The organism is Flavobacterium lotistagni (genome assembly GCF_011392125.1).
GTDB lineage: Bacteria > Bacteroidota > Bacteroidia > Flavobacteriales > Flavobacteriaceae > Flavobacterium > Flavobacterium lotistagni.
The window spans coordinates 75,128-100,165 of the sequence record NZ_JAAJBU010000003.1 but is presented as its reverse complement, the minus strand read 5'-3'; the positions used below and the strand labels follow the sequence as shown (position 1 = coordinate 100,165).

Here is a 25,038-nt window from a genome sequence, read left to right as displayed (position 1 = left end):
CCGGTTTTGTATTTTCGCGAAAACGTTTTCTATGACATTTATTTCTATTCAGAAAAACCTTGGCATCCCGAAGTACAAACAAATTATTGCTTGTATTGAAAAAGCCATTGCCACAAAACAGCTCAAAAAAGACGATCGCTTACCTTCAATTAATAAAGTTTGTATGGCGTTTTCTCTCTCACGTGACACTGTTCTTTTGGCATATGATGAACTCAAAAAAAGAGGAATTATCTACGCTATTCTCGGTAAAGGATATTATGTAAAAAGTACCGAAATAGCCATGAAACATCGCGTGTTCTTACTGTTTGACGAACTCAATATTTTTAAGGAAGATCTTTATAATTCTATATTAAAGCATTTGGGCGACTCGGTTCAAGTTGATATTTTCTTTCATCATTTCAACCCCAATGTATTTCGAAAACTCATTGAAGACGGCCATGGAAATTATACGCGCTACATTATCATGCCCACAAACTTAGCTGAGGCACCAGCAATCATTAAAACCTTACCCGCGGACGAAGTTTTTATTCTAGACCAGACCAATTCCGAGCTACAAGCCTATCCAGCGGTCTATCAAAATTTTGTCAGAGATATGTTTGATGCTCTAGTAGCGGCCAAGGTAAAACTGAGCCAATATGAAAAATTAGTATTGATTTTCCCCGGATTTCGTGAACCACTCGGCATGAAAGAAGGTTTTATTCGTTTCTGCTTGGATTTTAATTTCAAGTATGAAATCATTGCCGAATTCAACGGGCGCGACATCCTCCATAAAGAAGTTTTTATCATTCCCAATGACCGCGATTTGGTGAGTGTGATTGAGAAAAGTAAAACCCAAAACTTGAAACTTGGGCTTGATTTCGGAGTCATTTCCTATAATGACACTCCGTTGAAAAAAGTAGTAGAAAACGGCATCACCACCATATCAACCAGGTTTGAAAAAATGGGCGAAATCATTGCAAAAATGTTGTTAGAAAATCGCAAAGAACAAATTGAAAACCCTAGCCAGTTAATTTGGAGGAACTCATTATAAAAAAAAACCTCCCTTGACGAAGGAGGCTCTTTTATTGAGTTAACCAATTATGTTAAAATAAAACTATGCAATGTTTGAAGCGTATTGTGACGCTTTTTTCAAAAACGTTTTGATAAGCAATCTGTTCGGTGCGATACCAGAAGTCATCATTTGCTTTTTTGAAGAAGTTTCTTTGGTGATGTTCTCGTTGGTAGTTTGTTTTGTACCCATGAACCAAGAAATCGTGTTGATTGAAGCATTTGACTCTACTGTAGTTGATGTAGCTGCTACTGGAGTTTCAATCGCTGTTTGGGCAAAGCTCACCGAAGACAACATCATCATTACCAAAACAACCATCATTTTGATTGTGTTTGAAGTAGTGTTTGCTGTTGTGTTCATATCGTGTGTGTTACTTTGTTTGTACATGACAAATCTAGGGCAACACCCACGCCTACTGAAATTGCTTCGGTAACTAACACCAAAACTCGTTGAACTTACACTTTTTTCAAATCTGAAGTATTTCGGCTAAAAAAAGTGCATTTCGTGGATAAAACACGAACTTTAGAAGTAGTTAACAGGTAACGCTTCTATAATAATATTAGTCAAACTGCTTAACCCACCAACTCGGGTTGCAATATTTGAGTCAGACCTACATCTCTGCAACTGTCACATTCTCGGATATGCTGCACTAATTCACAAGCGTTCGGTTGCTTTTCCTGGTTCTGTCGGTACAAGGTATCAAGTGGGCTATAAGGGCGATAGCGGTCGTATTGCGCCACGTGCAAATAAACCATAGTGGTTTCGATCCTAGCATGACCGAGAAGTTCTTTGATACTTACGATATCCAGTCCTTCTTCGAGCAAATGTGTGGCAAACGTATGGCGTAGTGTATGCGAAGTAGTCCGCTTGGTAATTTTAGCTTTCTGGGATACTTGTGCGACGACCCAATAAAAACCTCTGGGTGAATACACCTTTTTAGCAGGGTTTTGTCTGTTTTGTCCGCCGTAGAGCAAAAGGTCTTGAGGATGGTATACTTTAATGTACTCTTTGATCCAACCCAACAACACAATACTGATGGGAACATAGCGATCTTTATTGCCTTTGCCGTGGCGTACGTGAAGCATCCTGCGATCAAAGTCGATATCACACAATTCGACATGCCGCGCTTCGGTGGCGCGCAATCCACAGCCGTAAAGCAATCCGATAAGCACTTTGTGTTTGATGGATCGGGTAGCGTCGAGCAGTCGTTTGACTTCATTACGACTCAGTACCACTGGCAGTTTTTTGTTGCGTTTGATCGAGGGAAGTTGGTGGTAACGGTGCAGCAATCCTTCCATTTTATAAGCAAACCGAAGACCGTAAACGGCAAACTTAAAAAACGAATGGGAAGAATCGGGCGCGCTTTCGTATAGGTGAAATAAGTACTGCTCGACCTGCGCATGCTTGGCTTTAGTGGGAACACATTTCAGGTATATCGCCGCCTTGGCCAAATGATGCCCATAATTGTTTAAGGTGCTTTGGCTTTTGCCTTCAATGGCAGTCTTGATTTTTAATTGTTGGTAGAACGCGGTAAAACCTTTAACAGAATGTAAGGCGGTTTGCAGGGTGTTTTTTTTGCATGATATAATTTTTTAGGTGGCCGAAAGTACGAAATAGTTGGTGGTTATCAGTTGTTGGTTGATGGCTCGTTTTCGAAAAGTTAGACTTGCTAATCCCCGTAAACGAAAAACCCCTGATTTCTCAGAGGCTTCCAGTACCCGGAGCCAGGAAACTATAGATAGTTTGACTCCTAATCTATTTCTTATCAAGAAATTCCCATAAATGAAAAAAGCCCTTCCGAAGAAGAGCTTTCCAGTACCCGGAGCCGGAGTCGAACCGGCACGGTTTCCCACAGGTGTTTGAGACCAGCGCGTCTACCAATTCCGCCATCCGGGCGTAGCAGACAGACCTGAAGATTCAGATCCGGCGCAATAAAAAGCTAATGCTTTTCCTTTAACACGGTGCAAATGTAAAAAATAATATTACACATTCTAAAAAAATACTCTAAATTTTCCTTTCCCGCTTAGATTTAATTCCTAAATTTGCACCGCTGTTCGCGCAGCCACAACTAACTAACTACATCCTAGGGATTTACAAGCGCGGCCCTAATAGGCTCAGGCTTCTAGGCCCGAAGATAAAACAACTACAACTTACAATGCCGCACCAAGAACCAGAAGCAAAGATATTTGCATGTTCACAAAGTGTATATCTGGCGGAAAAAATCGCTACACATTATGGCGTTCCGCTGGGAAAAGTAACGTTCTCTAAATATAGTGATGGCGAATTCCAGCCTTCGTATGAAGAATCGATTCGCGGACTGAGGGTTTTCATCGTGTGTTCAACATTCCCGAGCGCCGACAACCTGATGGAGTTGCTGCTGATGATTGATGCTGCCAAACGCGCATCGGCTAGGCACGTGACCGCGGTGATTCCGTATTTCGGATGGGCCAGACAGGACAGAAAAGACAAACCACGGGTTCCGATCGGAGCCAAATTGGTGGCCAATCTGCTCGACGCTGCCGGAGCGACTAGAATCATGACGATGGATTTGCACGCCGATCAGATTCAAGGATTCTTTGAAAAACCGGTAGACCATCTTTTTGCATCGACGATTTTTTTGCCGTATGTAAGAAGCCTGAACTTGGAAAACCTCACAATCGCATCGCCGGACATGGGCGGATCGAAAAGGGCTTACGCCTATTCTAAATATTTAGAATCGGATGTCGTGATTTGTTACAAGCAAAGACGCGCCGCCAACGTGATTGACACAATGGAACTCATCGGGGAAGTGAAAGGCAGAAACGTGGTTTTGGTGGATGACATGATCGACACCGGAGGCACATTGGCCAAAGCAGCCGATTTGATGATTGAAAAAGGAGCACTGAGTGTGCGCGCTATCTGTACGCACGCTATACTATCGGGCGAGGCGTATGAAAAAATAGAAAATTCCAAATTGCTGGAATTGATAGTAACCGATTCAATCCCGTTAAAGAAAGAATCGAAAAAAATAAGGGTCGTGAGTTGCGCACCGCTGTTTGCCGATGTGATGAAGATGGTGCAACACAACAACTCGATCAGCGGGAAGTTTTTGATGTAGAGCTGTCAGCGGTTAGCTGTCAGCTATCAGAACGACCGGTTGGAAGCTAGGGTTGAAAATGGAGATGAAGCCCGCGTTAGCGATAGAAGCGGCAGCCCGGAGCTTTGCGAGGACTATAGCGGATAGCGCGGCCGAAGGCAACGCCCAAAAGCTAAAAGCTGTTAGCTGACCGCTGAAAGCCAAAAGAAAGAATTTTATTTATTAACTATATTTTTTTACAATGAAATCGATTACGATTAAAGGACAAGAAAGAGAAAGCGTAGGCAAGAAAGCGACGAAAGCCTTACGCGATGCTGGAATGGTCCCTTGCGTTATTTACGGAGGAGGTCAACCAATTCACTTTTCAGCAGAAGACAAAGCTTTTAAAAATTTGGTTTACACCCCGAACGCACACACGGTAATCGTGGACTTGAACGGAAAACAAACCAATGTGATTTTGCAAGACATCCAGACGCACCCGGTGTCTGACAAAATCTTGCACATCGACTTCTTCCAACTCAACGAGAACAAAGAGATCATGATGGAAGTGCCGGTGAAAGTAGTAGGAACTTCTCCAGGTGTTTTGCTTGGTGGTGACTTGCGTTTGAACTTGCGCCGTTTGAAAGTGAAAGCTTTGCCGAAAAACCTTCCTGATTATGTGGAGGCCAACATTTCTGAATTGCAAATGGGTAACAAATTATACGTTACGAAAATCGAGACCAACAACTTCAAATTGATGCACCCAGACAACACGGTGGTGGCTCAAGTGAAGATCTCACGTGCTGCGATGAAAGCCGCTCAGGAAGCTGCCAAAGCAGAGAAATCAGCAAAAGGAGGAAAGAAAAAGTAATTTTTCCGGAATTCAAAATACGAAAAGCATCAATCGAAAGGTTGGTGCTTTTTTTATTTTAGCGCACAGCGGTCAGCTATTAGCTTTTAGCTTTCGGGCGTTGCCTTCGGCCGGGCTTTCGCACTCGCTTTGTTACTCCGTTTCTCTGCGTAAAAAGAGCTCAAACAATTGCTCAATCCCTAACGCGGTTTTTTGTTCAACTTCAACATTTACTTTTTATCGAAGTTTTTATACCTGAAGCCCACTGGGCTTCCTCCTCTTAATATAAAATGCAGTATTGTACTTGCTGCAAACGCGCAGCATTCACCGAATACCTATGAAAATATTATCCTGTGAGGTATTTCCTAACGCGGAAATCATCTCCATTTTCAACTCTAGATTCTAACCAGGCTTTCTGATGGCTGACCGCTGACTGCTGAACGCTTCCCTACAAAATCTTAATTGGACAAAACGATACGACAACTTTCCGTAAACCAACCGACAACCAGCAACCATCAACTAAATTCCCTATTTTTACCGCATGAAATGGCTTACCAATTTATTCACCTCTAAAACAAACACAGGTAATATTGATTCTATGAAGAAGTTCTTAATTGTCGGCTTGGGCAACATCGGCGCGGAATATGTAAATACGCGGCACAACATCGGTTTTAAAGTACTAGACTTTTTGGCGAGAAAAGAATCGCTCGATTTCCAGACGGTGAAACTCGGAGCGCTCGCCGAATACAAATTCAAAGGCCGCACGTTCTTACTCTTGAAACCCAACACTTATATGAACCTCAGCGGAAAAGCCGTTCAGTACTGGATGGAAAAAGAAAAAATCCCTCTAGAAAATGTGCTGGTGATTACTGACGACTTGAACCTCGCGTTCGGAACCATCCGAATCCGCCCCAAAGGCAGCGATGGCGGACACAACGGTTTGAAGAACATCAACCTAGTTTTAAATACGCAGGATTACGCGCGCTTTCGTTTCGGCATCAGCGACGAGTTCAAAAAAGGGCAGCAGGTGAATTACGTTCTAGGCGAATGGAACGATGAAGAAAATGCGAAATTGCCCGAGCGGTTAGAATTGGCCGCAGAAATCATCCGATCGTTCGGCACGGCTGGTGTCGGAAATACGATGTCTAACTTTAATGGAAAATAATATGAAGAAATTAGTTTTAGTTCTGGTTGTTTTAAGCTTGGCTTCGTGTCAATGCAAAAAGGCCTCAGTACAAGCTACTGCTGCAACTTTGTCAAGTGAATGTCCGAAAGACGGCACTTGCAAAATAGAAATTATCCAAAACAAAAGGATGTTGGTTAAGCAGGATGAATTCGGAAGTTTATTTTACACTTTGGAAGAAAACAGTTCGAAAAATGTTGTGAAATATGTTTACAATAGAACTGTCAAAGGCGATATTCAAGATGCGAATTACCGAGAGGAAGTTGTTTTTGAACTAGACAATAACAACAAAACAACCAATGCCGTTGATGCTTCCTTGCAAAACCATCAATTGTTGTTCGGGCGTTTTTGTTTCTGCCGCGGGCAAACCGGTTATTACAAAATCAATCAGGGGAATCTTTCTGTAAACAACAATAAAATTGAGTTGAACTTCAAAACCGACCAAGTACCGCAAATCATTAAGAAAGTCGCCTTTGATTTGAAATAATTTTCGATTCCAGCACATAAAAAAAGAGCCCTCATTTCTGAAGGCTCTTTTGTTTTTATATAATCGTTTGGAGATTATTTCACCACGATACGTTTGGTCATTTTCTTATCACCATCTGTGATAGAAACCAAGTAGATTCCTGCTTGCGCATTGTCTAAACTAATCTGCTGGTCAAACATTCCGGTATTGTCGTAGCTCTTATCGAAAATCTTTCTTCCACTCAAATCGTGAACCACAATACCGACTTTACCCGTACTATTCGAGTTGAAACGGATGTTGAAGTTGCTATCATTCGGGTTTGGAGCTAATGAGAAGTTTTCAAATTCAAAAGCACTGTTGGCCAACAATACAAAACTGCTAGAACATACTTCTAAAGAGAACGAATCAATACTTCCTACATTTCCTGTTACTGCATCTCTGAAACCAAACTGCCAGTTCCCTTGTTGGCTCACACCATTGAAGTTATTCAAACTGAAAGTGGTTGGCGGTGCATAAGTTCCTGTTGTTGGGCTGCCACAAGTAAAGGCACTTCCTTGCTGATCAAAAGTAACATTCATATTGGCACTTCCCGCACATTGCTGGTTGTAGAAAACATTGATTGTTGAATTTCCTGGTCGGATTACTGCCATTACCAAATTCTGTATGTTAGGGTGTGTGGCATTTACTGTGATATTTACATCACTCACCGTACCAGCCGTTGGAACGTTGATGCTTCTTACAGTGTAGGAAGTAGCTCCATCATTCAGATTGAAAGCTGCTCCTGAGTAATTGTAGGTATTACAGTCAGTAACCATTTCATAACCAACATAAAATGGTTTTGAATTGATGGCGAAGAAAACGTTACCAACAGACTCTACCATTACGCGACAATTCGTTGCTACCAAGTCAGGGGCAGTAATCACTTCGCTACCATCATTAGCGGTATTGGTTGCTAAAGTGTATGGATAAGTCAAACCTCCGTCAGTAGAAAGCTTGATATTTACTTGAGAAACGTTGATTCCGTTACCATCGGTTCCTGCTACATCCCAAGTCACAGTCTGTGATGAATTCTGAGCCCAAGCTTCTGTTGCGGCTTGTGAAGTCACTTTAAACGGGCCAACACTTGCAAAAGTAATGTTCATTGTTCCTCTTTGGGTTTGCCCACCTAATGGGCTTCTGTTGTCTCTAACCACCAAAGAAAAAACCATAGTACGAGCTACAGTAGGCAATACTTCCCAAGTAGAAGTTCCTGTTGCGCTAGTTAAAGTTTCCAATGAGGGGAAATATCTTTTTGTCGACGCTGTAGGATTAAACGATCTAAAATTTGGCGCCGTGGTAATCGTTGGCGATGGATTGCCCGTTGTAGAACCTGCATTGTATTGCTCCCAGCAATATGTTAAGGAGTCATTATCTGCGTCTGTGGCTGCTCCGGTCAAAACAAACGGTGTTCCATTCGGGATGGTGTAATTTAAACCCGCATCAACTACTGGAGCTGAGTTCCCATTTGGTGTAATTACCCCACAATTTCCAGCACCATTAACAAAAGAAATCATCTGTATAAGGCTTCTTGCATGATAGTATGCATCTGAATGTTGTTGTACATCTTGTGGCGCACAAATACCGGCGTATGCCATGATTGTGGTTCCGCTACCAGGTTCAAATGCTGAAGCCTGTACTCTGTTTCCACCTCCGCAGTTCCCACCATCACCGTTGAAGGTGTGTGAACAACCATATTGGTGTCCCATTTCGTGAGCTACAAAGTCAATGTCATATTGATCTCCAACTGGTGAATCCAATCCGGTAACCCCTCTGGCTTTTGAACCAGAATTACAAGGTGATTGTGGTGTGGCAACGCCTCCGCCACCTGTAGTAGCTATATGCCCAATATCATAATTTGCATCACCGATTATTCCATCAATAAAAGTTTGGTTCTGACCAAGAAGTACATTATTGGTGTTGTTGTTATCTAAACTGTCTGATGTGATATTAATGATATCCTCGTTGTTAGGAATTAAAACCAAGGTAAAGGCCATATCTCTCTCAAAACAGAAATTTACACGAGTCATAGTTACTACCATTGCGGCTAAAACAGCAGCTTTTTTCTGGGCTAAAGTACCTCCTGATAAACCCGCAGCATTGACGTGAAATGCAGCATATTCAATTGTACAAGCCAAAGCCAAACGGTAGGTTTTGAATAATCCGTTACTTGCTCGAGACATGGATGCATCCATAGGTAAGTCTTGAGCTATGTCAATCTCTTCATCCGTCACTTTACAAACATGCGATTTGGTTGATTGCAAGCTCGATTTGTTGAAAACCATATAATACTTCAAATCCTTGCTGTAAGGATCAATGTACGAAGTTCCGTTGACTCCTGAAAAAGTCATGGTGTGCAAACCAAATAGTGTCGTACTAAAACGGATAGTTGCGGTTTTGTCATCTATCCCCAAACCAACATAAGATTGAATTTCTGAATGTCTTGCCGCCAATTCCGGATGCATGACCGAAGCTTCATAAATTCTAAAGTTTTGCATTTGTCCTTGTGGATTTGGAAAAGCCACAACCACACTAGATTCGACACCGCTAGTTCTAGATGGTGCGGTAGCTAATTTGGCTTTTAAAACATCGATGTTTAAAAAATACAATTGAAATTCTGAGGGATGAGAATCTCTTGCCAACACCGGCACATTTACTTCATCTTGGGAAACCTTTTTCCAAATGGACTGTGCAAAAGACTGTCCTACTGAAAAAAGAACCAAAACAAAAAATAGAGTTTTTTTCATAGGGTTGAGTATAATAAATTGATTAATAGGGCTCAAATATACACTTTTTAATAAAAAGTTAGCTTTGAAAAGAAGTGTTTTAATGTTAAATGTTTTTTCAACTAATAGCCTTTCCCATTGTATATCTTAACATCACAAATACAAATCCATGAGACAAGATATGTTTAGCGATTTTAATCAATTGGCAACGATTATTGATTGTTGGTTATTAAATTTCAAACGGAAAGTTTAAATTTGACGCACTAAATTTTATCTGTTGAGAATTTTTCATTCTATCGAAGCTTTTCAATCCCAACGAAAAACCATCGTGACAATCGGCACATTTGACGGAGTGCACGTTGGTCATCGGAAAATTATAGAAAAATTGATTGCCAATGCCTTGGCAAATGATTGCGAAAGCTTGATTCTTACTTTTTTCCCACATCCGAGAATGGTACTTCAAGAGCAGTCAGAAATTCAGTTACTGAATACAATTCAAGAGCGCACTGCATTGTTAGAAAAAACAGGTTTAGAGCACCTGATTATTCATCCATTTGACAAAGATTTCTCAAGACTTTCAGCAGAGGAATTCGTCAAAAAGGTTTTGGTAGACTGTTTTAAAATAGAAAAAATTATTATTGGTCACGACCATCGTTTTGGCAGAAATCGTACTGCAGACATTCATGATTTGATTGAGTTTGGTGAAAAGTATGGTTTTGATGTCGAACAAATTTCGGCTCAGGAAATTCAGGAAGTCTCGGTAAGCTCCACCAAAATTAGAAACGCACTCGAGGAAGGTCAGATTTTATTGGCCAATGAGTATCTCGGACAACCTTATTTTCTTACAGGAACAGTTCAGAAAGGCAAACAACTCGGTCGAACTATAGGTTTTCCGACGGCCAATTTGAACATCGAAGCAAACTATAAACTGATTCCTAAAAAAGGGGTTTATATCGTCTCGAGCACAATTGACCAGAAGCTTGTTTATGGTTTGATGAACATCGGAACCAACCCAACTGTGGGCGGCAACACTATTGCTATCGAGGTGTATTATTTAGATTTCAACCAAGACCTCTACAATCAAAAAATACAGGTAAACTTATTGGATTATATTCGCGAAGAGCAAAAATTTGCTTCAGTAGATTTGCTGAAATTTCAACTTGAAGCAGATAAGAAAACACTTATCGATTTCCTTGAAAATTATCAAGAACTATAATTGGACTATAGTGTTAATTATTTGATGATTATTTTTAGTGTTTCATGAAATTGGTTCTCTGAAAGCCGCATCAAATAAGCTCCTTTGGACAATCCTGTCAAATCCAAGGCCAAAGACTCTTGCCCATTCAGATTGTATTTATTGCTATAAACGCCTCTTCCAGCCAAATCTGTTATTTCAATCTGAACCGTGTTTAGAAAAGCTTTTTGGCTATCTAGATAAAAAAAGCCTTGCGATGGATTTGGATAAATCCGCGGCATCTGTTTTACCAAAAGGTTCTGACCCAGCAACTGATAAGTTCTGGTACAAATCTCAAGGGAAATTTTATTCAAAACTCCCGCATTTCCTGCAACGCCGTCTTTGAATCCGAATTGCCAATTTCCTTGCGCATTGGACTCATTGATAGTGTTGATATCAAAACCAGTGGGCGGCAGATAATTGCCTTGTGTGGTTTGATTACAATCAAACGGATTGCCTTGGGCGTCAAAAACGATATTCAAATCTGATGCTCCGACACATTGTGTATTGTATAAGTTGGCTAATATGCCGCTAGGGCGAATAAAAGCAATAGTCAAATCTGCCAAATTGGAATGGGTAAGATCTATACCGATATTAACATCGGTAATTGTGCCTTGATCGGGAACCTGAATCGTTCTAGCGGTGAAACTCGAGGTGCCGTCCGGAATCGCAAATGAAGTATCATATACATAAGTCTGACAATTTGAAATGGCTTCATATCCAAGATAAAAAGAGCGATTGTTAATAGCAAAATAGCGATGGCCTAATGGCTCAATTTTAATCCTGCAATTCACAGAAGCCGGAATGGTGGCAGGTACAATAATTTGTTCAAAACCATCATTTGGAGTATCCGCTGCTAATACATAATCAAAATGCTCTCCGCCATCAATTGACAAACTAATTTTCACCCGATCTGAACCTGGCAAACTGGTTGTATTGTTTACTGTCCAAGTAATGGTTTGTGAAGTTTCGTAATCCCAAATGAGATCCGCGGTGTTTTGCGAAGTAATAGCAAAAGGCCCAACTCCGTTAGGATTCAAATTGCTAAAAGGTTCTAGTGAGGTAATAGTTATCTGGTCGGTGGCCGTTTGAGGTCCGGCGGGATTGTTATCACGTACTGTTAGTGCAAATTCTAAATTTCGACCAACATTGGAAACCGATTCCCAGCTGCTGCTCAACGCTCCGGAGAGTACCTTCTGCATTTCTGGCATAACTCTAAAAGCTTCTGTCTTAGGCAAAAAAGAGCGGTAGTTTGGTCCTAAAGGCTTATTTAGTGAAGCATAGGAATTGGGGCCGCTGAGCTCTGGGCTTGAATTGTCGTTTTCTTCCCAACAATAAGTAAGCGAATCACCTTCTGCATCAAATGCATCGCCTAATAAAACATAGGCCGTCCCTGCTGGAACACTAAAGTCGGCTCCTGCATCAACCACTGGCGGCGTATTTAAAATTGTTGCATTCACCGGACAGGTTTTCGTTGCTAGATTATCTTGGATTTGCTTGATGCTTCTGTAGGTAAAGTAAGCATCTGAATGAAGCTGTACGTTATAACTAGTAATTCCGGCATAGGCCATAATCGTTGATCCGCTGCCGGGCTCTACGTTTACTCCGGTGCCTTCAAATAAATAGGAAAAAGTATGATTGCCTCCGAGTTGGTGACCTATTTCATGTGCTACATAATCAATATCGAAAAAATCGCCTTGAGGAATCGGCGAACTGTTTGATGGCGAAGTATATCCGCGGCCTTTCCCTGTATCGCAAACGCAACCCAAACAACCCGCATCTCCTCCGCCTCCTGAAGCGCCAAACAAATGTCCGATATCAAAAGATTCATCGCCCAAAATACTTGATAAAGTTTGCTGTACTTCGTTATTCCAGTTGGACCGCAAATTGGCAGGCGAATAAGGATCGGATGTGGGGTCGGTGTAAATTACTGTGTCGGTTTGAGCAATAAGATTCAAATGCAAAGCCAAATCAGTTTCGAAAACTCCATTCACCCGAGTCATGGTAGCATTCATTGCTGCTAAAGCACCTGAGATTGTTCCGCCAAAATATTGACCGTATTCTCCCGTACAAGAAAGCGCCAGTCGCATTGTTTTATACACCTGGTTGTCAGAACGTAAAACAGGATCCAACAAATTCGACTGCTCGTGAGAACCACTGCACTCGAAAGCCAATTCTGGCGAAATTCTAGTAGCCGAATCAAATAGTACATAAACCCGATGGTCTTTAGTATAAGGCTCGATGAATTCCGAACCCGTGTTGGGCCTTAAAGTCATAGTTTGTATGCCTTCGGAGGAAAAACTAAAATGAATTTTTGCCGCCGGATCATTGATGCTGCGCCCTACATAAGCTCGAATGTCAGGATATTTGGATTGCAATTCTGGAACGAAATTAGAATTTTCCCAGACCTCAAAATACTCTTCATGGCCTTCAAATGTTGGAAATGTTATGATTTTTCCACTTCTTCCAGAACTTTTTTCAGGTGCTTCTGCCAACAATTCACGCAACTTTTCATGGTTTAAAGTAAATTTCTTTTCTCGCAATGAATAGTCGCCATTTCTAATTTTAAGAGCTTCTGAAACCGTTTGATAAAAGGGTATCCAGAGGGAAATGTTTTGAGCGTTACTGAATTGGAAGATCAAAAAAACGAGACAAAAAGCAAATCCTTTTTTCATATCAATAGGTTTAGATTGGAATTAGTTTTAACCTGCAAACAGTCCATTTAGTATCCTATAAAAGAAGTTGTTACACTTTTAAAGAGTTTCCGATTAAAATTTTCTTCCTAATCTGAATACTCCTTCTGAAAAAATAATAAGTAAACCCTTTTAGAAAATGAGAAAGCGTCATTGGAAACCCATTACAGGTAGTAGCGTTTTGAAGGTTTGGCGTCTGTATTATTCTCACTTTAATATAGATTTTTGTTCGCCATATGAAATCTGTGTTTGTTTAAATAGTCTTTGTTTAAAACTTCGACCGCATTGTTATTTCAGAACTTATTCGCTACTTTTGAAGCATCTTAAAACCCGATGTATGCCAAGCACCAAACACAATTGGACCAAAGAAGAAATTATCGCCATTTATAACAAACCCATGATGGATTTGCTTTACGAAGCGGCCAGCATTCACCGAAAAAACCACGATCCTAATGTGGTACAGGTTTCTACTTTATTGTCGATTAAAACTGGCGGTTGCCCTGAAGACTGTGGATATTGCCCTCAAGCGGCACGTTATCACACCAACATTGAAGGCAACGATTTGATGTCAGTCCAACAAGTGAAAGCACAAGCTTTAAGGGCCAAGTCTAGTGGTTCCTCGCGAGTATGCATGGGCGCTGCATGGAGAAATGTGAAAGACGGTCCGGAATTCGACCAAGTCTTGGAAATGGTGCGCACTATTAACAAACTCGACATGGAAGTTTGTTGTACTTTGGGAATGCTTACAGAAAATCAGGCGCAACGTTTGGCCGAAGCGGGTTTATATGCCTACAACCACAATTTAGATACTTCCGAGGAATATTATAAAGAAGTGATTTCAACCCGCGGATTTGAAGACCGTCTGAAGACAATAGACAATGTCCGAAAAACTAACGTTACAGTGTGTAGCGGTGGAATTATCGGCATGGGCGAATCTGTGGAAGACCGAGCCGGAATGCTTGTGGCACTTTCTACGCTGAATCCGCAACCAGAATCGGTGCCCATCAATGCTTTGGTAGCCGTAGAAGGCACTCCGCTCGAAGAAGAAAAACCTGTAGAAATCTGGGAAATGATTCGAATGGTCGCTACCACCAGAATCGTGATGCCGGAAACTCAAGTAAGACTTTCGGCCGGAAGAACCAATATGAGCCGCGAAGGTCAGGCCTTGTGTTTCTTTGCTGGAGCGAATTCCATCTTTGCTGGAGACAAATTACTCACGACACCCAATCCGGATGTGAACGAAGACATGAAAATGTTTGAAATGCTTGGGCTGCAACCTCAAAAACCTTTTATTAAATTGATGCAACCGAAAACGGTAGAAGCTGAAGATTCACAATATAAGGGCTTAGGCGAAAAGCCCAAATGGAGTCGACCAAGCCATACAATTGAAAGAAATCTGGAAGCGTCGTTGAAAGGAAAAGCTAAAATTTAGATTGAATCTCTTTTGAGAATAAAAAAATCCCAACTTATTTCGTTGGGATTTTTTTTTAGAATATAATCTTCTTTGTGACTACCTGACCAGAATTGAGTTTTACCTTCACTATTAGTGTTTGTTGATTAGGCATTAGGCTTTGAATAAACAACTGCTTTACACTCAAGTTTGATTTCACGCAAAGCATTCTACCCAATAAATCGTATACTTCTACGGAAACCATTTCCATACTAGATTGAACCGTAACTTCGTTGCTGTTTGAAGTCACGATTACTTGTGGATTGGAGGTTTCAAAAGTGTCATTGCTTAGGGTCTGATTTTGATAAACCAATTCGAAGCGATCGTTAATTTGTCCGGTAATTTCACTGTTGAAGGTATAGGGAGATTGTCTCAAATCATGAATGGTATGCATTATTTTATCTTTTAGAAAAATCTGCTGCCCATTTTCAAAAATTCCGTCAACAGCTCCAATGGCTATGCGGTATTGATCCGCTGTAGGAAGCACTACCCCGAGTGGTACGCTATCATTGTTATCAAATGCTGAACGGCCTTGGATACACATGGTTTGGTCAGCGATAAGCGAATAGATATTTTGGCTCGGATCTAATTTGATGAATGCATCGTACAAAACATCTTTTGCATTAGTGGCTTCAGGAAGATAACCAACGACTGTTCTTGCAGAAACACCCGAAGCATTTACTAAATCAAGCCAAATTCTTGAACGACTAGTTGTTTCTTGTGTATGATTGGCACTAGTCTGTCTGAAAAATTGTACGTTATCATTAACTCCTCTTACCCGCATACTATTATTGAAGGTTAAAGTACTATCAAGTCGATTGCCTTCGTTCATTGAAACGATAAAACCTTGACCTGCTGCAATAAATCCGTTGAACCCTAACGGACCACTCAAGGTGGCTGTTCCGTTGTGAACTATAAAATCAAAGTTGCTATAGTTATACTGATAGCTGGCATAAAACGGATTGTTCGGCGATACCGGCGGAGTACCATGGGTCCAGATCTTTACAAAACCATCAATAATAGGGTAATCTACAGCATTGTATTTTAAAAATTCAAATACGCTAATCGCTGACGGATAGGGATTTCCGACCAAATTCCAGTTGTCATCAATTTCACTCAGAGCCACTCCGTTGGCACTAGTATAACTTCCCAGAGTAGTGGTGGTCATATCGCCTCTGCTGATGGTTGGTGTAATGATTCCGTTGTTGGGTTTTCCGAAATCAGCCGTGTTGTTGGCAAATTGCATCGAGAAAACCTGCGGCGCAATAAAATCGTTTGGCCCACGAACGATATAGCCTTTTCCAGGAATCATCGCATCGCCAACTGCTGAAACCCAATAGCCTTGACCTCCGTTTGGATTAGGCAATATCGGATTCCATTTGAAGATATAGCCCGCCATAGTGTTGGGCGAAATATTGCTTACATTGAAATTCTTGATGGGTGAAGACCAGTATACATAATCCATTTTGACAATAGGGCTTGATGTACTTCGATCCATGGTAATGTTTCCGGTATTAATCCCGCTATCGTCGATTTGGCATAATGCTCCAGTATCTTTAATATCAAAAGTCCCCAAAACTGTCAATCCGTTTTGAATATTGATGTAGGTGTTGGCTGCAACTGTAGCATTATAAGTCGCCGCTACCGTGACGCTACAAGCACTAAAGCTACCATGGATTCCGGTATTGTAATTCGCTGCAATAATTACTGGTTTGGTTAAAGATGGTGTTCCTGAAATGTTGTTAACATCGCGCCAATCGGTGCCGTTCCAGATTAAGGTACCGTTGTAAATTTGCACAGCTACTGTGGCTTTATAACAAGTACTCGTATTTTCTCTTACCTGACAATAGTATTGATATCCATCATAACTAGTGAGTGATGAAACATTCAAAGTAGCGGTGTTGGCTCCGGTGTGTCCTGCCAATGGCGATGCAAATAAATCAACCCAATTAGTAGTGTTCGGCGCCAAAGCAAACCAGTTATAAGTTAATGAATTACTGCCAACAAAACCCTCTGAAGCGGTGACTGACATTGCCGCAGTAGAGCTGGTACAATTCAAAGATAAAGTTGGTTGGACATTAATAATAGGTGCAATAGGAGGCGTAGAGTCAAAAATACCCAAGTTAGAACAACTCTCGGTGTCGTTAGAATTCCAATCGGCATCATTGAATGTAGCTGATGGACCTGTCAAAGAGATACGAATCATGGTAAAACCAACATTATTTCTCGTTCTAACTCTGTCAATCACAGTGTTACCTGCTCCTTTGGTCAAATCGATCCGGTCATCGGCATTGAAACCTGAGCCTAAAGTGCCGTAGGGTGTACCCACTTGAGCGGCACAAATGACTGTGGCATCGGCTCGAATCATAATAATTTGACCTGCTGCAATGACGCCTGTAAGGGATACTTCTATGGCAGGAGCTCCAGTATCGGTGAAATTGGCATAGCGTCGTAATTTATATTGGCCTGCGCCCATATCAATTGGAGCTGCTGTGCCGTTGTATAGCTCAATTACACCACCGGATCCGGCCTGTGCATCATAAATTTCCGAAATTATCAAATCGGTGTAAACCCCAGAGCTTCCTTCACATGAAGTAAGTGATTTGTCAATATAAGTGAAAGCTGTCGTTGCCGTACACGGTTGGGTATCGGTAATCAGAATGCCGCCAGAGGAAGCACCTGCGGGAACCACAAGAACGAGCTTGGTGGGGCTGCTAGACAAAACAGTAGCAGCTACTCCGCCTACTAGTGCTGAAGCGGATGTTAAGTTTCCCGAACTTGCGTTGACTGTGACTATGGTTCCTTGCGGTCCTGAAGTGGGATAAACAGATGAAATTACTGCAGAAGTACAGACCGTTCCTGTTCCTTGAATGGTAAAATCATACGGATTTTCGTTGGTGTCGTTATTGGCAATAGACACGGTGGCGGTTCTTAATCCGCTTGCTGAGGGGGTGAACGTGATTTCGAAAGTAGAAGATCCTGTAAGTGCGGCAACCGGAGTTGAAGGCATAATGGACACAGAAAAATCTGCAGCGTTTGCACCTGATATACTAACGTATGGACTTGCTGAGGTCAGAGTTAATGCACCTGTTCCCGTATTTTGTATAACGAAAGGTCTATTGGTCGAACTACCTACGGCAACCAAGCCAAAATCCGTATTATCGGTAGTGCTGGGTGTTGTGTCGCCATCGGTAATGTTTACGCCGTTACCCTGAATGTTGATTTCGGAATCGGCCCCTATCAATTTAAAATCATCCACTACCCATCGTTCATTGGCAGAATTATTCAAAAGCGTAAATCTAAATTTTAAATTTGTAGTGGACGGCAGCGAACTTATTGTAACAGTTGAGTAACCATCGGTTGTTCTACTTCCTCCAGCAGCAGGAGCGAAATCAACCGGACTCGCATCTCCATCATATGCTGTCGAGGCATTTCCGGTTCCTGAGGAGAAACTCCAATACGCATTGGCATTTCCTAAAACTCTTACCGTGCTATACCAATTCGTTCCTCCATTCGGGCTCACTTCCACAGTCACTATGTCGGCAACATCTGCTCCATTACCTGTCGAACCAATAGAAAATGAGGCTAGCCGGAAAGTGGCCGTCACTATAGAATAGCCTGTTGTGTTAATATTACTAGATAATAGCGAGGCCCCTCCATTGGATAATCCCCAGCCATGCGTTCCCTCAGCTGCAAAAGGTGAGGTTGCTGGCCTGTCACCAGCAGCTGAGTTTCCCGTATAGTACGCTCCGCCTGCAACAACAAATAAACTCGAGGAGTTGTTTAAACCGTCTGAGACAATTGTTACTTGACTTTCAACAAACTGGCTTATCAATAAGATTAAAAAAAATATCCTTATTTTCATTGGTAATGATTGATTATCCATCTGAATCCCCACAAACAATAAATTCAGCGCACAAAAAAAGCAGGCTGTCTGTTTTGCAGTAGATTGGGTGTTCAAAATTAAGGGTATTTTTAATAACTTATGTTATTTTGCATTACTAAATTATCAACGCTATTTTAATTTAACCCATGGCAAAAGCCCATACAAATCAGGAAGTTATCCAAAAAATGGAGCGTTACTGCAGCTACCAAGACAGGTGCCATCAGGAAGTAATTCAGAAAATGCGGGCAATGGCAGTAGATCAGGCTCAATCAGATGTAATTATCGTTCATTTAATCGAGTACGGATTTCTTAATGAAGAGCGCTTCGCATGTAGTTTCGCCCGAGGCAAACATCGAATAAAAAATTGGGGCAAAACGCGAATCATTAGCGAACTAAGAGCACGAAATATCTCACAAATAAATATTGCGACTGCGTTAAAAGAACTCACACCAGAAGAATACGACCAGAATTTTCATGACTTGTCAGAGCGTGTTTGGAATAAAATTAGGGAATCAAACATGCAAAAAAAGAAGAAAAAATTCTATGACTACCTGTTTCGCAAAGGATACGAAAACCAACTTATTTATGATAAAATAACTGAGTTAGAAAAAAAATAAAACCTAAAATTTTCTTGTCAGTAAAGGGTGTTCCATTGTAGCAATTTTTTATAGCTGTAATGTAAAAACGAGAAAACCATGTAATTGCTCATGCTTATATTTTGAGAATTACACCTGATTGTCATTGCCGCGGTATTGCTATTATGGTGATAAAAATAAAAGCGATACCTAGAGCAAAATTTCAAATTAGCTAAGGAAATTTGATTGGGTTGATGCGAGATTCATCAAGAGTTGCAATAGGCGTTTCTAGACTAAAGAAAGCAGCACACTTACGGCATTGCCGCCAAAACCAACCGCGTTAACCAGTACTTTTTCAATACGCTTGGGTTGAACTTTCTCGGAGGTAAAAGGCACGCCGATAAATTGCTGGTGTTGCATCATTAAAATGGCCAACTCGATACTGAGCATGCCCGAAGCGCCGAGCGTGTGGCCAATTTTCCATTTGTTGGTCGTGAGTAGTGGAAGTTCGGGGAATATTTTCTCGATGGCTTTGTATTCTGACCAATCTCCTTTGAGAGTGCCTGGGGCGTGCATCACAACAACATCTACTTCAGACGGATTAGTATTTTCAAGGGCCATCCTCATCGATTTTTGGAAACAATCGGCTTCTGTGGAAATTGAGGTATTGTGCTCCAGTAGTTCAGTCGCGTAACCAATACCTTCTATGTAAGCCAAGGCATTTTGTTTTTTTCCGGATTCTAAACAACAGACCGCAGCACCTTCTCCGAGCACCATCGTGTTTTGAGTTTTCTCCAGATTGAGCGCTTGACAAGGATAGGGCTGATTTTCTTTCGCGTAGATTTTCATCGCCTGCATTTGGGCTATTGTAAAATGCGTTAACGGAGCTTCACTGCCACCGACCAGGAATTTTTCTGCCATACCCGACTTGAGCCACGCCACACCGTTGAGCAGCGCGTGCAAGGCTGTCGAACAAGTAATAGAATGAGAAATTTCAGGGCCTTGGGTTTGTAAATCGTGCGCTATCCAGGAAGCAATATTGCCCAAAGTGGTGGTGGGCGACGCGAGTGTTTGCGCCCTACCCATTTTTAAAAATTCTTCGTGGTGTTTTTCGAATAAAGCAGTTGCACCGCGAGACGAACCGATATTGATACCGAAATCGAGAGTCGTTTTCCAACCTGATTGATCGATTGCTTTTCTGGCTACGGCAATGGCCATCAAAACCGAATCGTCGAGTGATTTGTATTTCGGGTCTGACTTTCTAATGTTATCGACTAGTGTCTTGGAGCTTTTATCAAGCGAAGCAACCCAAGCCGTTTTTTCGCCAAAAGTTTGTAATGCCAAGAAATGATTAGTGCTTTGGTAGTTCTCCCAAACTGTTGACGCCTCATTTCCCAACGGTGATATTGAAGCGATGGCGGTAATGGCAATAGGTTCAGGCAAAGCGTTTTAGATAAAAAGTTGTAGAAGAATCAGCAGCCCTAGCCCCGATAGCAGCCTTTTGTGCGAAGTTGCATTTGATTTCTTGGGTTTTTCGAGACGCACAAAAGATTTCCTCACAAGTTAAACATTTTTCAGCGGTGTTCGGACGATTCGCTTCGCTCGGGTTAGCGGATAGCGGGAAACAGCTTCCAAAATTAAACTATTTCGAGCGCATTCTCGACAACTTGGTAGACTTTTTCAAGCTGGGCATCGGTCATCACGTAAGGAGGCAAAATGTAAACGATGTTGCCCACCGGACGAAGAATTACGCCGTTTTCAATAAAGAACTGATAGAGCTTGTTGCGCAGACTGCCGTAATAACTTTCCTGATTTTCGGTTCGGATTTCCAGCGCGAAGATGACACCCAAAGTTCTGGTCGTTGCTACTTTCGGGTGCAATTGGATATGTTTTTGAAACACTTGATGTTTTTGTGAGATGCGGTGAATATTCGCTTGCATTTCTTCAGATTGCAGCAGTTTTAAACTCGCCAGTGCTGCTGCACAACCCGTCGGATTGGCTGTGAAAGTATGCCCGTGGAATAAAGCTTTGTTGGTATCGTCGTGGTAAAAACCATCGAAAATTTCTTGGGTGAAAGTCGTAATCGCCATCGGAATCGTGCCGCCGGTGAGTGCTTTAGACAAACACATCATATCGGGTTTTTGTTGCAGGTAATCACAAGCGAAAGTCTTGCCTGTTTTGCCGAATCCGGTCATGACCTCATCGGCTATGGTGAAGACTTGGTTTTCGCGACAGATGGAAATTAGTTCGTCGAGAATTTCGGGTTCGTACATCACCATTCCGGCAGCACCTTGCACCAGCGGTTCGAAAATAAACGCCGCGCAAGATTTGAAATTTATCGCCTGATGCAACGCTTTTTTTGATTCGTTTTCACGCCCTTTTGTCGGTACCGGAATCCGAACCACATCGATCAGTGAGCCTTGGAAAGCTTCGGTAAAAAAAGAAATTCCGCTGGAAGCCATTGCCCCGAAAGTATCGCCGTGGAAAGCATCTTCAAAAGCGATGACGGTGGTTCTTCTCTCGTTCTTATTGTAAAAAAATTGCAACGCGGCTTTGAGTGCGACTTCTACAGCAGTAGAACCATTATCTGAAAAGAAAATCTTCTTTTGGTTAAAAGGCAAAATCCGGAACAATTGCTCAGAAAGTGCAACTGCGGGTTGGTTGGTAAAGCCGCCAAAAAGCACATGTTCCAAAGTGGTGAGTTGCTTATAAATTGCGTCAGCCATCTCGCGGTTGGAATGCCCGAACGGATTCACCCACCAAGAGGCAATCGCGTCAAGGTATTCTTTTCCGTTCTCGTCCCAAAGCACTGCGCCTTCACCTTTGACAATTGCCGGAAGCAAGCCCGAAGTTTTATGCTGCGTGTACGGATGCCAATGGTACAATTGGTCTTTTTCGGATAGGTTCATCTTATAGATTTTCTAAATTTTCGCGGAAAAGTTCGGCGTATTCGGCAATCACATTCGCATCGAAATACGGTTCGTTGTTGATGCGTCCGATCATTTTAAGTCTGGTTTTGCTCAGGATGATGGATTCTGTGGCTGGGTTTTCATCGCCGTTGAAGATGATTCCGGCAATGTTGAGTTGGCGGTTTTGCAAGGCTTCGATGGTGAGCAAGGTGTGATTGATGCTGCCCAGATAGTGACGAGAAACGACAATGATTTTGTAATCGGGCTGGATCAAATCGAGGATGGTTTGGGAATCATTGAGCGGAACCAAAATTCCTCCGGCACCTTCAATGACCAAATGGTTCTCGGTTTTCGGCTCTTGGATTTGTTTCAAATCGATTCTAATGCCGTCAAGCGCAGCGGCATAATGAGGGCTGGCAGGCGTTTGCAATAAATAGCTGTTCGGATGAATCTCTGACTTTTCGTTAGAGAGAAAGCGCCCGATTTTATGGCAGTCCGAATCATCGACATCGCCGGCTTGAATGGGTTTCCAATAATCGGCTTCTATGGCTTGGGTGACGATGGCCGAAGCAATGGTTTTGCCCACATCGGTACCAATTCCGGTCATGAAAATTTTCATAGCTTGGGTTTTGCGCAAAGGTAAAAAACCCACCGGGAAAGATGGGCTTTAATTTATTCTTCTTTGAGCGAGTCGATAACTTTTCGCATTTCTTGGGCATACTTCCCGTAGAAATGTTTGACCCACCATTCTAGCGCAAAACCCATGTAGAGAATCGAAAAGACAACAATCGCAAAAGTGATGGCTAGAAACGGCGTGCTGTTGAAGCCTTTATTGAAAAAGTCCGGCCAATGCCAATAAAAAATGCCGAACAAAAATAAGATCAAAAATGGTACTAGCGCAAAGCCAAAAGTTTTGTAAAGCTCCATGTTGAGCCGGATTTCGTAATAAGTTTCGTAAAGACTGTCTTTGGTGCTCAGGGTAGTTTTGCCCAAACTAATATAAAAGCGGTAAAGCTTGATCAGGTAATAAGCACTGACCGCGACAAATAAAGCATAGAGTAAGAAAAAAACCTTTATCCCGTTGGAAGGAAAATTCAAAATCAGCGGAGAAAATCCAATAAAAATGATGGATTGAATCTGATATAAAAATTCTTTTTTAAGGTTGTGTTTGATTTTATCTAACGGCGTGTTTGCCGAGTTGATTTTGTCCAATTGGGTAGGAAGCGTGACATGGGTTTTATCGTTGTTCCAAGCAGATTGTAAGTCGTTAAAGTCCATAACCTTGTTTTTGAATGATTGTTTTTAATTTTTCCTTGGCGCGGTTGAGCCTCACGCGAGCATTTCCCTCAGAAATTCCGAGGTTGTCGCCGATTTCGCGGTGCGAATAACCTTCGAGTTGGTAGAAGATAATCGCCTTGTCAATTTTGTCGAGTTGCCGAAGCGCTTTATAGAAATGCTCTAGTTGTAATTCTTTTTCATCGACATCGCTTTCGTCGGCTTTGATATTTTCTGACGGAATTTCATACCGATCCGGCTTTCGTTTTTCTTTTTTCAGGAAGACAATCGCCGTATTGATGGCCACGCGATACATCCAAGTAGAGAATTGGCTCTCGCCTTTGAAACTCTCGTAAGCTTTCCAGAGCTGCAGCACGATTTCTTGAAACAAATCCTGTTGGTCATCAGCATCGTCCATGTAGAGTTTGGACACCTTGTATAAGATGCCTTTGTGGCGTTCAATCCGCTCCAAAAAAGCTTTCTCTTTGTTTTCCAAAGGTTAGTTCATTATAGGTTTGAGGGTATATCCCGCTTTCTTTAATAGATTGATAATACCTTGTTCACCAGCTAAATGCGCTGAGCCTACCGCAAAGAAAGTACTTTGTTTTTGCATCATCTCAGGGATAAGTTTGACCCAATTCGCATTTCGGTTGCTCAACAGTATTTGCTGTGCAGCACCCGAAAGCGATTCGTCTTTGACCATCATTTGGTAAATTCCGTCAAGATTTTCACTCGTGTAGGTATCCACCATTTCTTGGCACATCGCCGGGTCTATGGTTTTCAGATAAGCAATCATTTGGTCATCGGTAAACGATTGGTTTAGGAATTCCATTTGTTGGGCCACGGTTTCTAATCCAGTAACGGGTTTGTTGCGTTCTTTGGCCATGTTGACAAATTCGAGTTCGTAAAACTTGATGTCAGGGCAACCAAACGATTTCATGAACACAAAACTCATTAGGGTTTCTAGGGTAAAACTATCCATTTGTGCGAGCGTTCCGATACCTGCCTTTTGTAGTACCATATTGAGGTCGGTTTGCTGCGCGTTGGTGAGTGTTTGACTCAGTGGGTTTTTGGCCATCGCCAGTTGCTGTGCTTGTGCCATTTGAGCAGGATCGGCCATGTTGATTTCTAAAGTCAGTTGGGACGATTTTGCTAAAGCGGAAGTGGCTTTGGGCCACATTTTAAAATCCTTGGAGCAAATCATGTGAATCGTGCCGAATAAATAAGACGGTTGTTTTAGACCGTTGCCGGATACTTCCCACAAGACCGAGTTTTGTTGTGGTGCGGTTTGGGCCGTTGAAAAAAAACTGACGCAGCAAATAAGAACTACAAAGATAGTTTGGATTCGATTTTTCATAGTTGAATTTTGATTTGATGAATGAAACAAGAGTGGTGTTTAGCGTTTGATGATTCTGGCGGATCCGATTAGCGTGATTAAAATAATTGCCGAACCGATAAAAACCGGAAGCAAAACTGTTAAATCAGGCTGATGAGCGACAAAATAGCTGACCACGGAATAGCCAAATCCCATAGAAGCTAGGAAAGCCGTTGTAATAATAACGACACATTTGACGGCAAGGCTGGGTGAAGGAATAGTTTTCATAAGGTTTGATTTTTCAAATGACCACACGTAAGTAATCGAACCTTTCAAA

Annotated in this window: 20 protein-coding genes and 1 tRNA gene; 8 read left to right on the top strand and 13 right to left on the bottom strand. The window is 41.9% G+C overall.

The window, feature by feature from the left end:
- Window positions 1–31 precede the first annotated feature (31 nt).
- Window positions 32–1,030: a GntR family transcriptional regulator gene (locus tag G4D82_RS05220; protein WP_166335263.1), complete on the top strand. Its 999-nt coding sequence runs from the start codon at window positions 32–34 to the stop codon at window positions 1,028–1,030.
- 63 nt (window positions 1,031–1,093) lie between these two features.
- Here the strand turns inward: G4D82_RS05220 and G4D82_RS05215 are convergent, their stop codons facing one another.
- From G4D82_RS05215 to G4D82_RS05205, 3 genes are all read right to left on the bottom strand, one after another.
- Entirely contained in the window at window positions 1,094–1,408 is a 315-nt protein-coding gene (locus tag G4D82_RS05215; protein ID WP_166335260.1) for a hypothetical protein, read from the bottom strand.
- 212 nt (window positions 1,409–1,620) lie between these two features.
- The gene (locus G4D82_RS05210; protein WP_235924306.1) at window positions 1,621–2,346 is read right to left on the bottom strand and encodes a tyrosine-type recombinase/integrase; all 726 of its coding nucleotides are present in this window, start codon (window positions 2,344–2,346) and stop codon (window positions 1,621–1,623) included.
- A gap of 518 nt (window positions 2,347–2,864) precedes the next feature.
- Window positions 2,865–2,944: transfer RNA gene (locus tag G4D82_RS05205), tRNA-Leu, on the bottom strand.
- A 259-nt stretch (window positions 2,945–3,203) separates the two neighbouring features.
- On the opposite strand from G4D82_RS05205, the gene G4D82_RS05200 reads away from it, so the two are divergent.
- The 4 genes from G4D82_RS05200 (at window position 3,204) to G4D82_RS05185 (ending at window position 6,623) form a co-directional block, all read left to right on the top strand.
- Window positions 3,204–4,145 carry a ribose-phosphate pyrophosphokinase gene (locus G4D82_RS05200; protein WP_166335256.1) on the top strand — a complete coding sequence of 314 codons (942 nt, stop codon included), beginning with the start codon at window positions 3,204–3,206 and terminating at the stop codon, window positions 4,143–4,145.
- A gap of 220 nt (window positions 4,146–4,365) precedes the next feature.
- A complete protein-coding gene (locus G4D82_RS05195; protein ID WP_166335254.1) occupies window positions 4,366–4,974 on the top strand; it encodes a 50S ribosomal protein L25/general stress protein Ctc in 609 nt (202 codons plus the stop codon).
- A 577-nt stretch (window positions 4,975–5,551) separates the two neighbouring features.
- Window positions 5,552–6,118 carry an aminoacyl-tRNA hydrolase gene (gene pth, locus G4D82_RS05190; protein WP_235924305.1) on the top strand — a complete coding sequence of 189 codons (567 nt, stop codon included), beginning with the start codon at window positions 5,552–5,554 and terminating at the stop codon, window positions 6,116–6,118.
- Window position 6,119: 1 nt separating this feature from the next.
- Entirely contained in the window at window positions 6,120–6,623 is a 504-nt protein-coding gene (locus G4D82_RS05185) for a hypothetical protein (protein WP_166335249.1), read from the top strand.
- 74 nt (window positions 6,624–6,697) lie between these two features.
- On the opposite strand, the gene G4D82_RS05180 is transcribed toward G4D82_RS05185, so the two are convergent.
- Window positions 6,698–9,385 (bottom strand): reprolysin-like metallopeptidase, encoded by a 2,688-nt coding sequence (locus tag G4D82_RS05180; protein WP_166335247.1) that lies wholly within the window; start codon window positions 9,383–9,385, stop codon window positions 6,698–6,700.
- A gap of 256 nt (window positions 9,386–9,641) precedes the next feature.
- On the opposite strand from G4D82_RS05180, the gene G4D82_RS05175 reads away from it, so the two are divergent.
- Entirely contained in the window at window positions 9,642–10,580 is a 939-nt protein-coding gene (locus tag G4D82_RS05175; protein WP_166335244.1) for a bifunctional riboflavin kinase/FAD synthetase, read from the top strand.
- A 17-nt stretch (window positions 10,581–10,597) separates the two neighbouring features.
- Here the strand turns inward: G4D82_RS05175 and G4D82_RS05170 are convergent, their stop codons facing one another.
- A complete protein-coding gene (locus tag G4D82_RS05170) occupies window positions 10,598–13,273 on the bottom strand; it encodes a zinc-dependent metalloprotease (RefSeq protein ID WP_166335242.1) in 2,676 nt (891 codons plus the stop codon).
- Between the two features lie 355 nt (window positions 13,274–13,628).
- On the opposite strand from G4D82_RS05170, the gene bioB reads away from it, so the two are divergent.
- Window positions 13,629–14,723, top strand: coding sequence for a biotin synthase BioB (bioB, locus tag G4D82_RS05165; protein ID WP_166335240.1), 1,095 nt, complete (start codon window positions 13,629–13,631; stop codon window positions 14,721–14,723).
- 55 nt (window positions 14,724–14,778) lie between these two features.
- On the opposite strand, the gene G4D82_RS05160 is transcribed toward bioB, so the two are convergent.
- Entirely contained in the window at window positions 14,779–18,606 is a 3,828-nt protein-coding gene (locus tag G4D82_RS05160) for a choice-of-anchor D domain-containing protein (protein ID WP_166335238.1), read from the bottom strand.
- Between the two features lie 167 nt (window positions 18,607–18,773).
- Here G4D82_RS05160 and G4D82_RS05155 point away from each other — a divergent pair, with 167 nt between their 5' ends.
- Window positions 18,774–19,244 (top strand): regulatory protein RecX, encoded by a 471-nt coding sequence (locus tag G4D82_RS05155; RefSeq protein ID WP_166335236.1) that lies wholly within the window; start codon window positions 18,774–18,776, stop codon window positions 19,242–19,244.
- Window positions 19,245–19,490: 246 nt separating this feature from the next.
- Here G4D82_RS05155 and G4D82_RS05150 read toward each other — a convergent pair whose 3' ends face one another.
- The 7 genes from G4D82_RS05150 to G4D82_RS05120 all read right to left on the bottom strand — a co-directional run bounded on the left by G4D82_RS05150 (window position 19,491) and on the right by G4D82_RS05120 (window position 24,989).
- Window positions 19,491–20,645 (bottom strand): beta-ketoacyl synthase N-terminal-like domain-containing protein, encoded by a 1,155-nt coding sequence (locus G4D82_RS05150; protein WP_166335234.1) that lies wholly within the window; start codon window positions 20,643–20,645, stop codon window positions 19,491–19,493.
- 194 nt (window positions 20,646–20,839) lie between these two features.
- The gene (gene bioA / locus G4D82_RS05145) at window positions 20,840–22,111 is read right to left on the bottom strand and encodes an adenosylmethionine--8-amino-7-oxononanoate transaminase (RefSeq protein WP_166335231.1); all 1,272 of its coding nucleotides are present in this window, start codon (window positions 22,109–22,111) and stop codon (window positions 20,840–20,842) included.
- A 1-nt stretch (window position 22,112) separates the two neighbouring features.
- Window positions 22,113–22,730 (bottom strand): dethiobiotin synthase, encoded by a 618-nt coding sequence (bioD, locus tag G4D82_RS05140; protein ID WP_166335229.1) that lies wholly within the window; start codon window positions 22,728–22,730, stop codon window positions 22,113–22,115.
- 53 nt (window positions 22,731–22,783) lie between these two features.
- Window positions 22,784–23,389: a hypothetical protein gene (locus tag G4D82_RS05135; RefSeq protein ID WP_166335227.1), complete on the bottom strand. Its 606-nt coding sequence runs from the start codon at window positions 23,387–23,389 to the stop codon at window positions 22,784–22,786.
- Entirely contained in the window at window positions 23,379–23,882 is a 504-nt protein-coding gene (locus tag G4D82_RS05130) for an RNA polymerase sigma factor (protein ID WP_166335225.1), read from the bottom strand. The genes G4D82_RS05135 and G4D82_RS05130 overlap by 11 nt, the downstream gene beginning before the upstream one ends.
- Before the next feature lie 3 nt (window positions 23,883–23,885).
- Window positions 23,886–24,743 (bottom strand): TraB/GumN family protein, encoded by an 858-nt coding sequence (locus G4D82_RS05125; RefSeq protein ID WP_166335223.1) that lies wholly within the window; start codon window positions 24,741–24,743, stop codon window positions 23,886–23,888.
- Between the two features lie 39 nt (window positions 24,744–24,782).
- A complete protein-coding gene (locus G4D82_RS05120) occupies window positions 24,783–24,989 on the bottom strand; it encodes a hypothetical protein (RefSeq protein ID WP_166335221.1) in 207 nt (68 codons plus the stop codon).
- Window positions 24,990–25,038 lie beyond the last annotated feature (49 nt).

Excerpts from the sequence above, each read along its gene's own strand:
- G4D82_RS05125 (WP_166335223.1), bottom strand. The coding sequence starts at position 24,743 with ATGAAAAATCGAATCCAAACTATCTTTGTAGTTCTTATTTGCTGCGTC.
- G4D82_RS05220 (WP_166335263.1), top strand. The coding sequence starts at position 32 with ATGACATTTATTTCTATTCAGAAAAACCTTGGCATCCCGAAGTACAAA.
- bioB (WP_166335240.1), top strand. The coding sequence starts at position 13,629 with ATGCCAAGCACCAAACACAATTGGACCAAAGAAGAAATTATCGCCATT.
- G4D82_RS05185 (WP_166335249.1), top strand. The coding sequence starts at position 6,120 with ATGAAGAAATTAGTTTTAGTTCTGGTTGTTTTAAGCTTGGCTTCGTGT.
- G4D82_RS05135 (WP_166335227.1), bottom strand. The coding sequence starts at position 23,389 with ATGGACTTTAACGACTTACAATCTGCTTGGAACAACGATAAAACCCAT.
- G4D82_RS05215 (WP_166335260.1), bottom strand. The coding sequence starts at position 1,408 with ATGAACACAACAGCAAACACTACTTCAAACACAATCAAAATGATGGTT.
- bioA (WP_166335231.1), bottom strand. The coding sequence starts at position 22,111 with ATGAACCTATCCGAAAAAGACCAATTGTACCATTGGCATCCGTACACG.
- G4D82_RS05170 (WP_166335242.1), bottom strand. The coding sequence starts at position 13,273 with ATGAAAAAAGGATTTGCTTTTTGTCTCGTTTTTTTGATCTTCCAATTC.
- G4D82_RS05160 (WP_166335238.1), bottom strand. The coding sequence starts at position 18,606 with ATGAAAATAAGGATATTTTTTTTAATCTTATTGATAAGCCAGTTTGTT.
- G4D82_RS05120 (WP_166335221.1), bottom strand. The coding sequence starts at position 24,989 with ATGAAAACTATTCCTTCACCCAGCCTTGCCGTCAAATGTGTCGTTATT.
- pth (WP_235924305.1), top strand. The coding sequence starts at position 5,552 with ATGAAGAAGTTCTTAATTGTCGGCTTGGGCAACATCGGCGCGGAATAT.
- bioD (WP_166335229.1), bottom strand. The coding sequence starts at position 22,730 with ATGAAAATTTTCATGACCGGAATTGGTACCGATGTGGGCAAAACCATT.
- G4D82_RS05200 (WP_166335256.1), top strand. The coding sequence starts at position 3,204 with ATGCCGCACCAAGAACCAGAAGCAAAGATATTTGCATGTTCACAAAGT.
- G4D82_RS05210 (WP_235924306.1), bottom strand. The coding sequence starts at position 2,346 with ATGGAAGGATTGCTGCACCGTTACCACCAACTTCCCTCGATCAAACGC.
- G4D82_RS05180 (WP_166335247.1), bottom strand. The coding sequence starts at position 9,385 with ATGAAAAAAACTCTATTTTTTGTTTTGGTTCTTTTTTCAGTAGGACAG.
- G4D82_RS05155 (WP_166335236.1), top strand. The coding sequence starts at position 18,774 with ATGGCAAAAGCCCATACAAATCAGGAAGTTATCCAAAAAATGGAGCGT.
- G4D82_RS05195 (WP_166335254.1), top strand. The coding sequence starts at position 4,366 with ATGAAATCGATTACGATTAAAGGACAAGAAAGAGAAAGCGTAGGCAAG.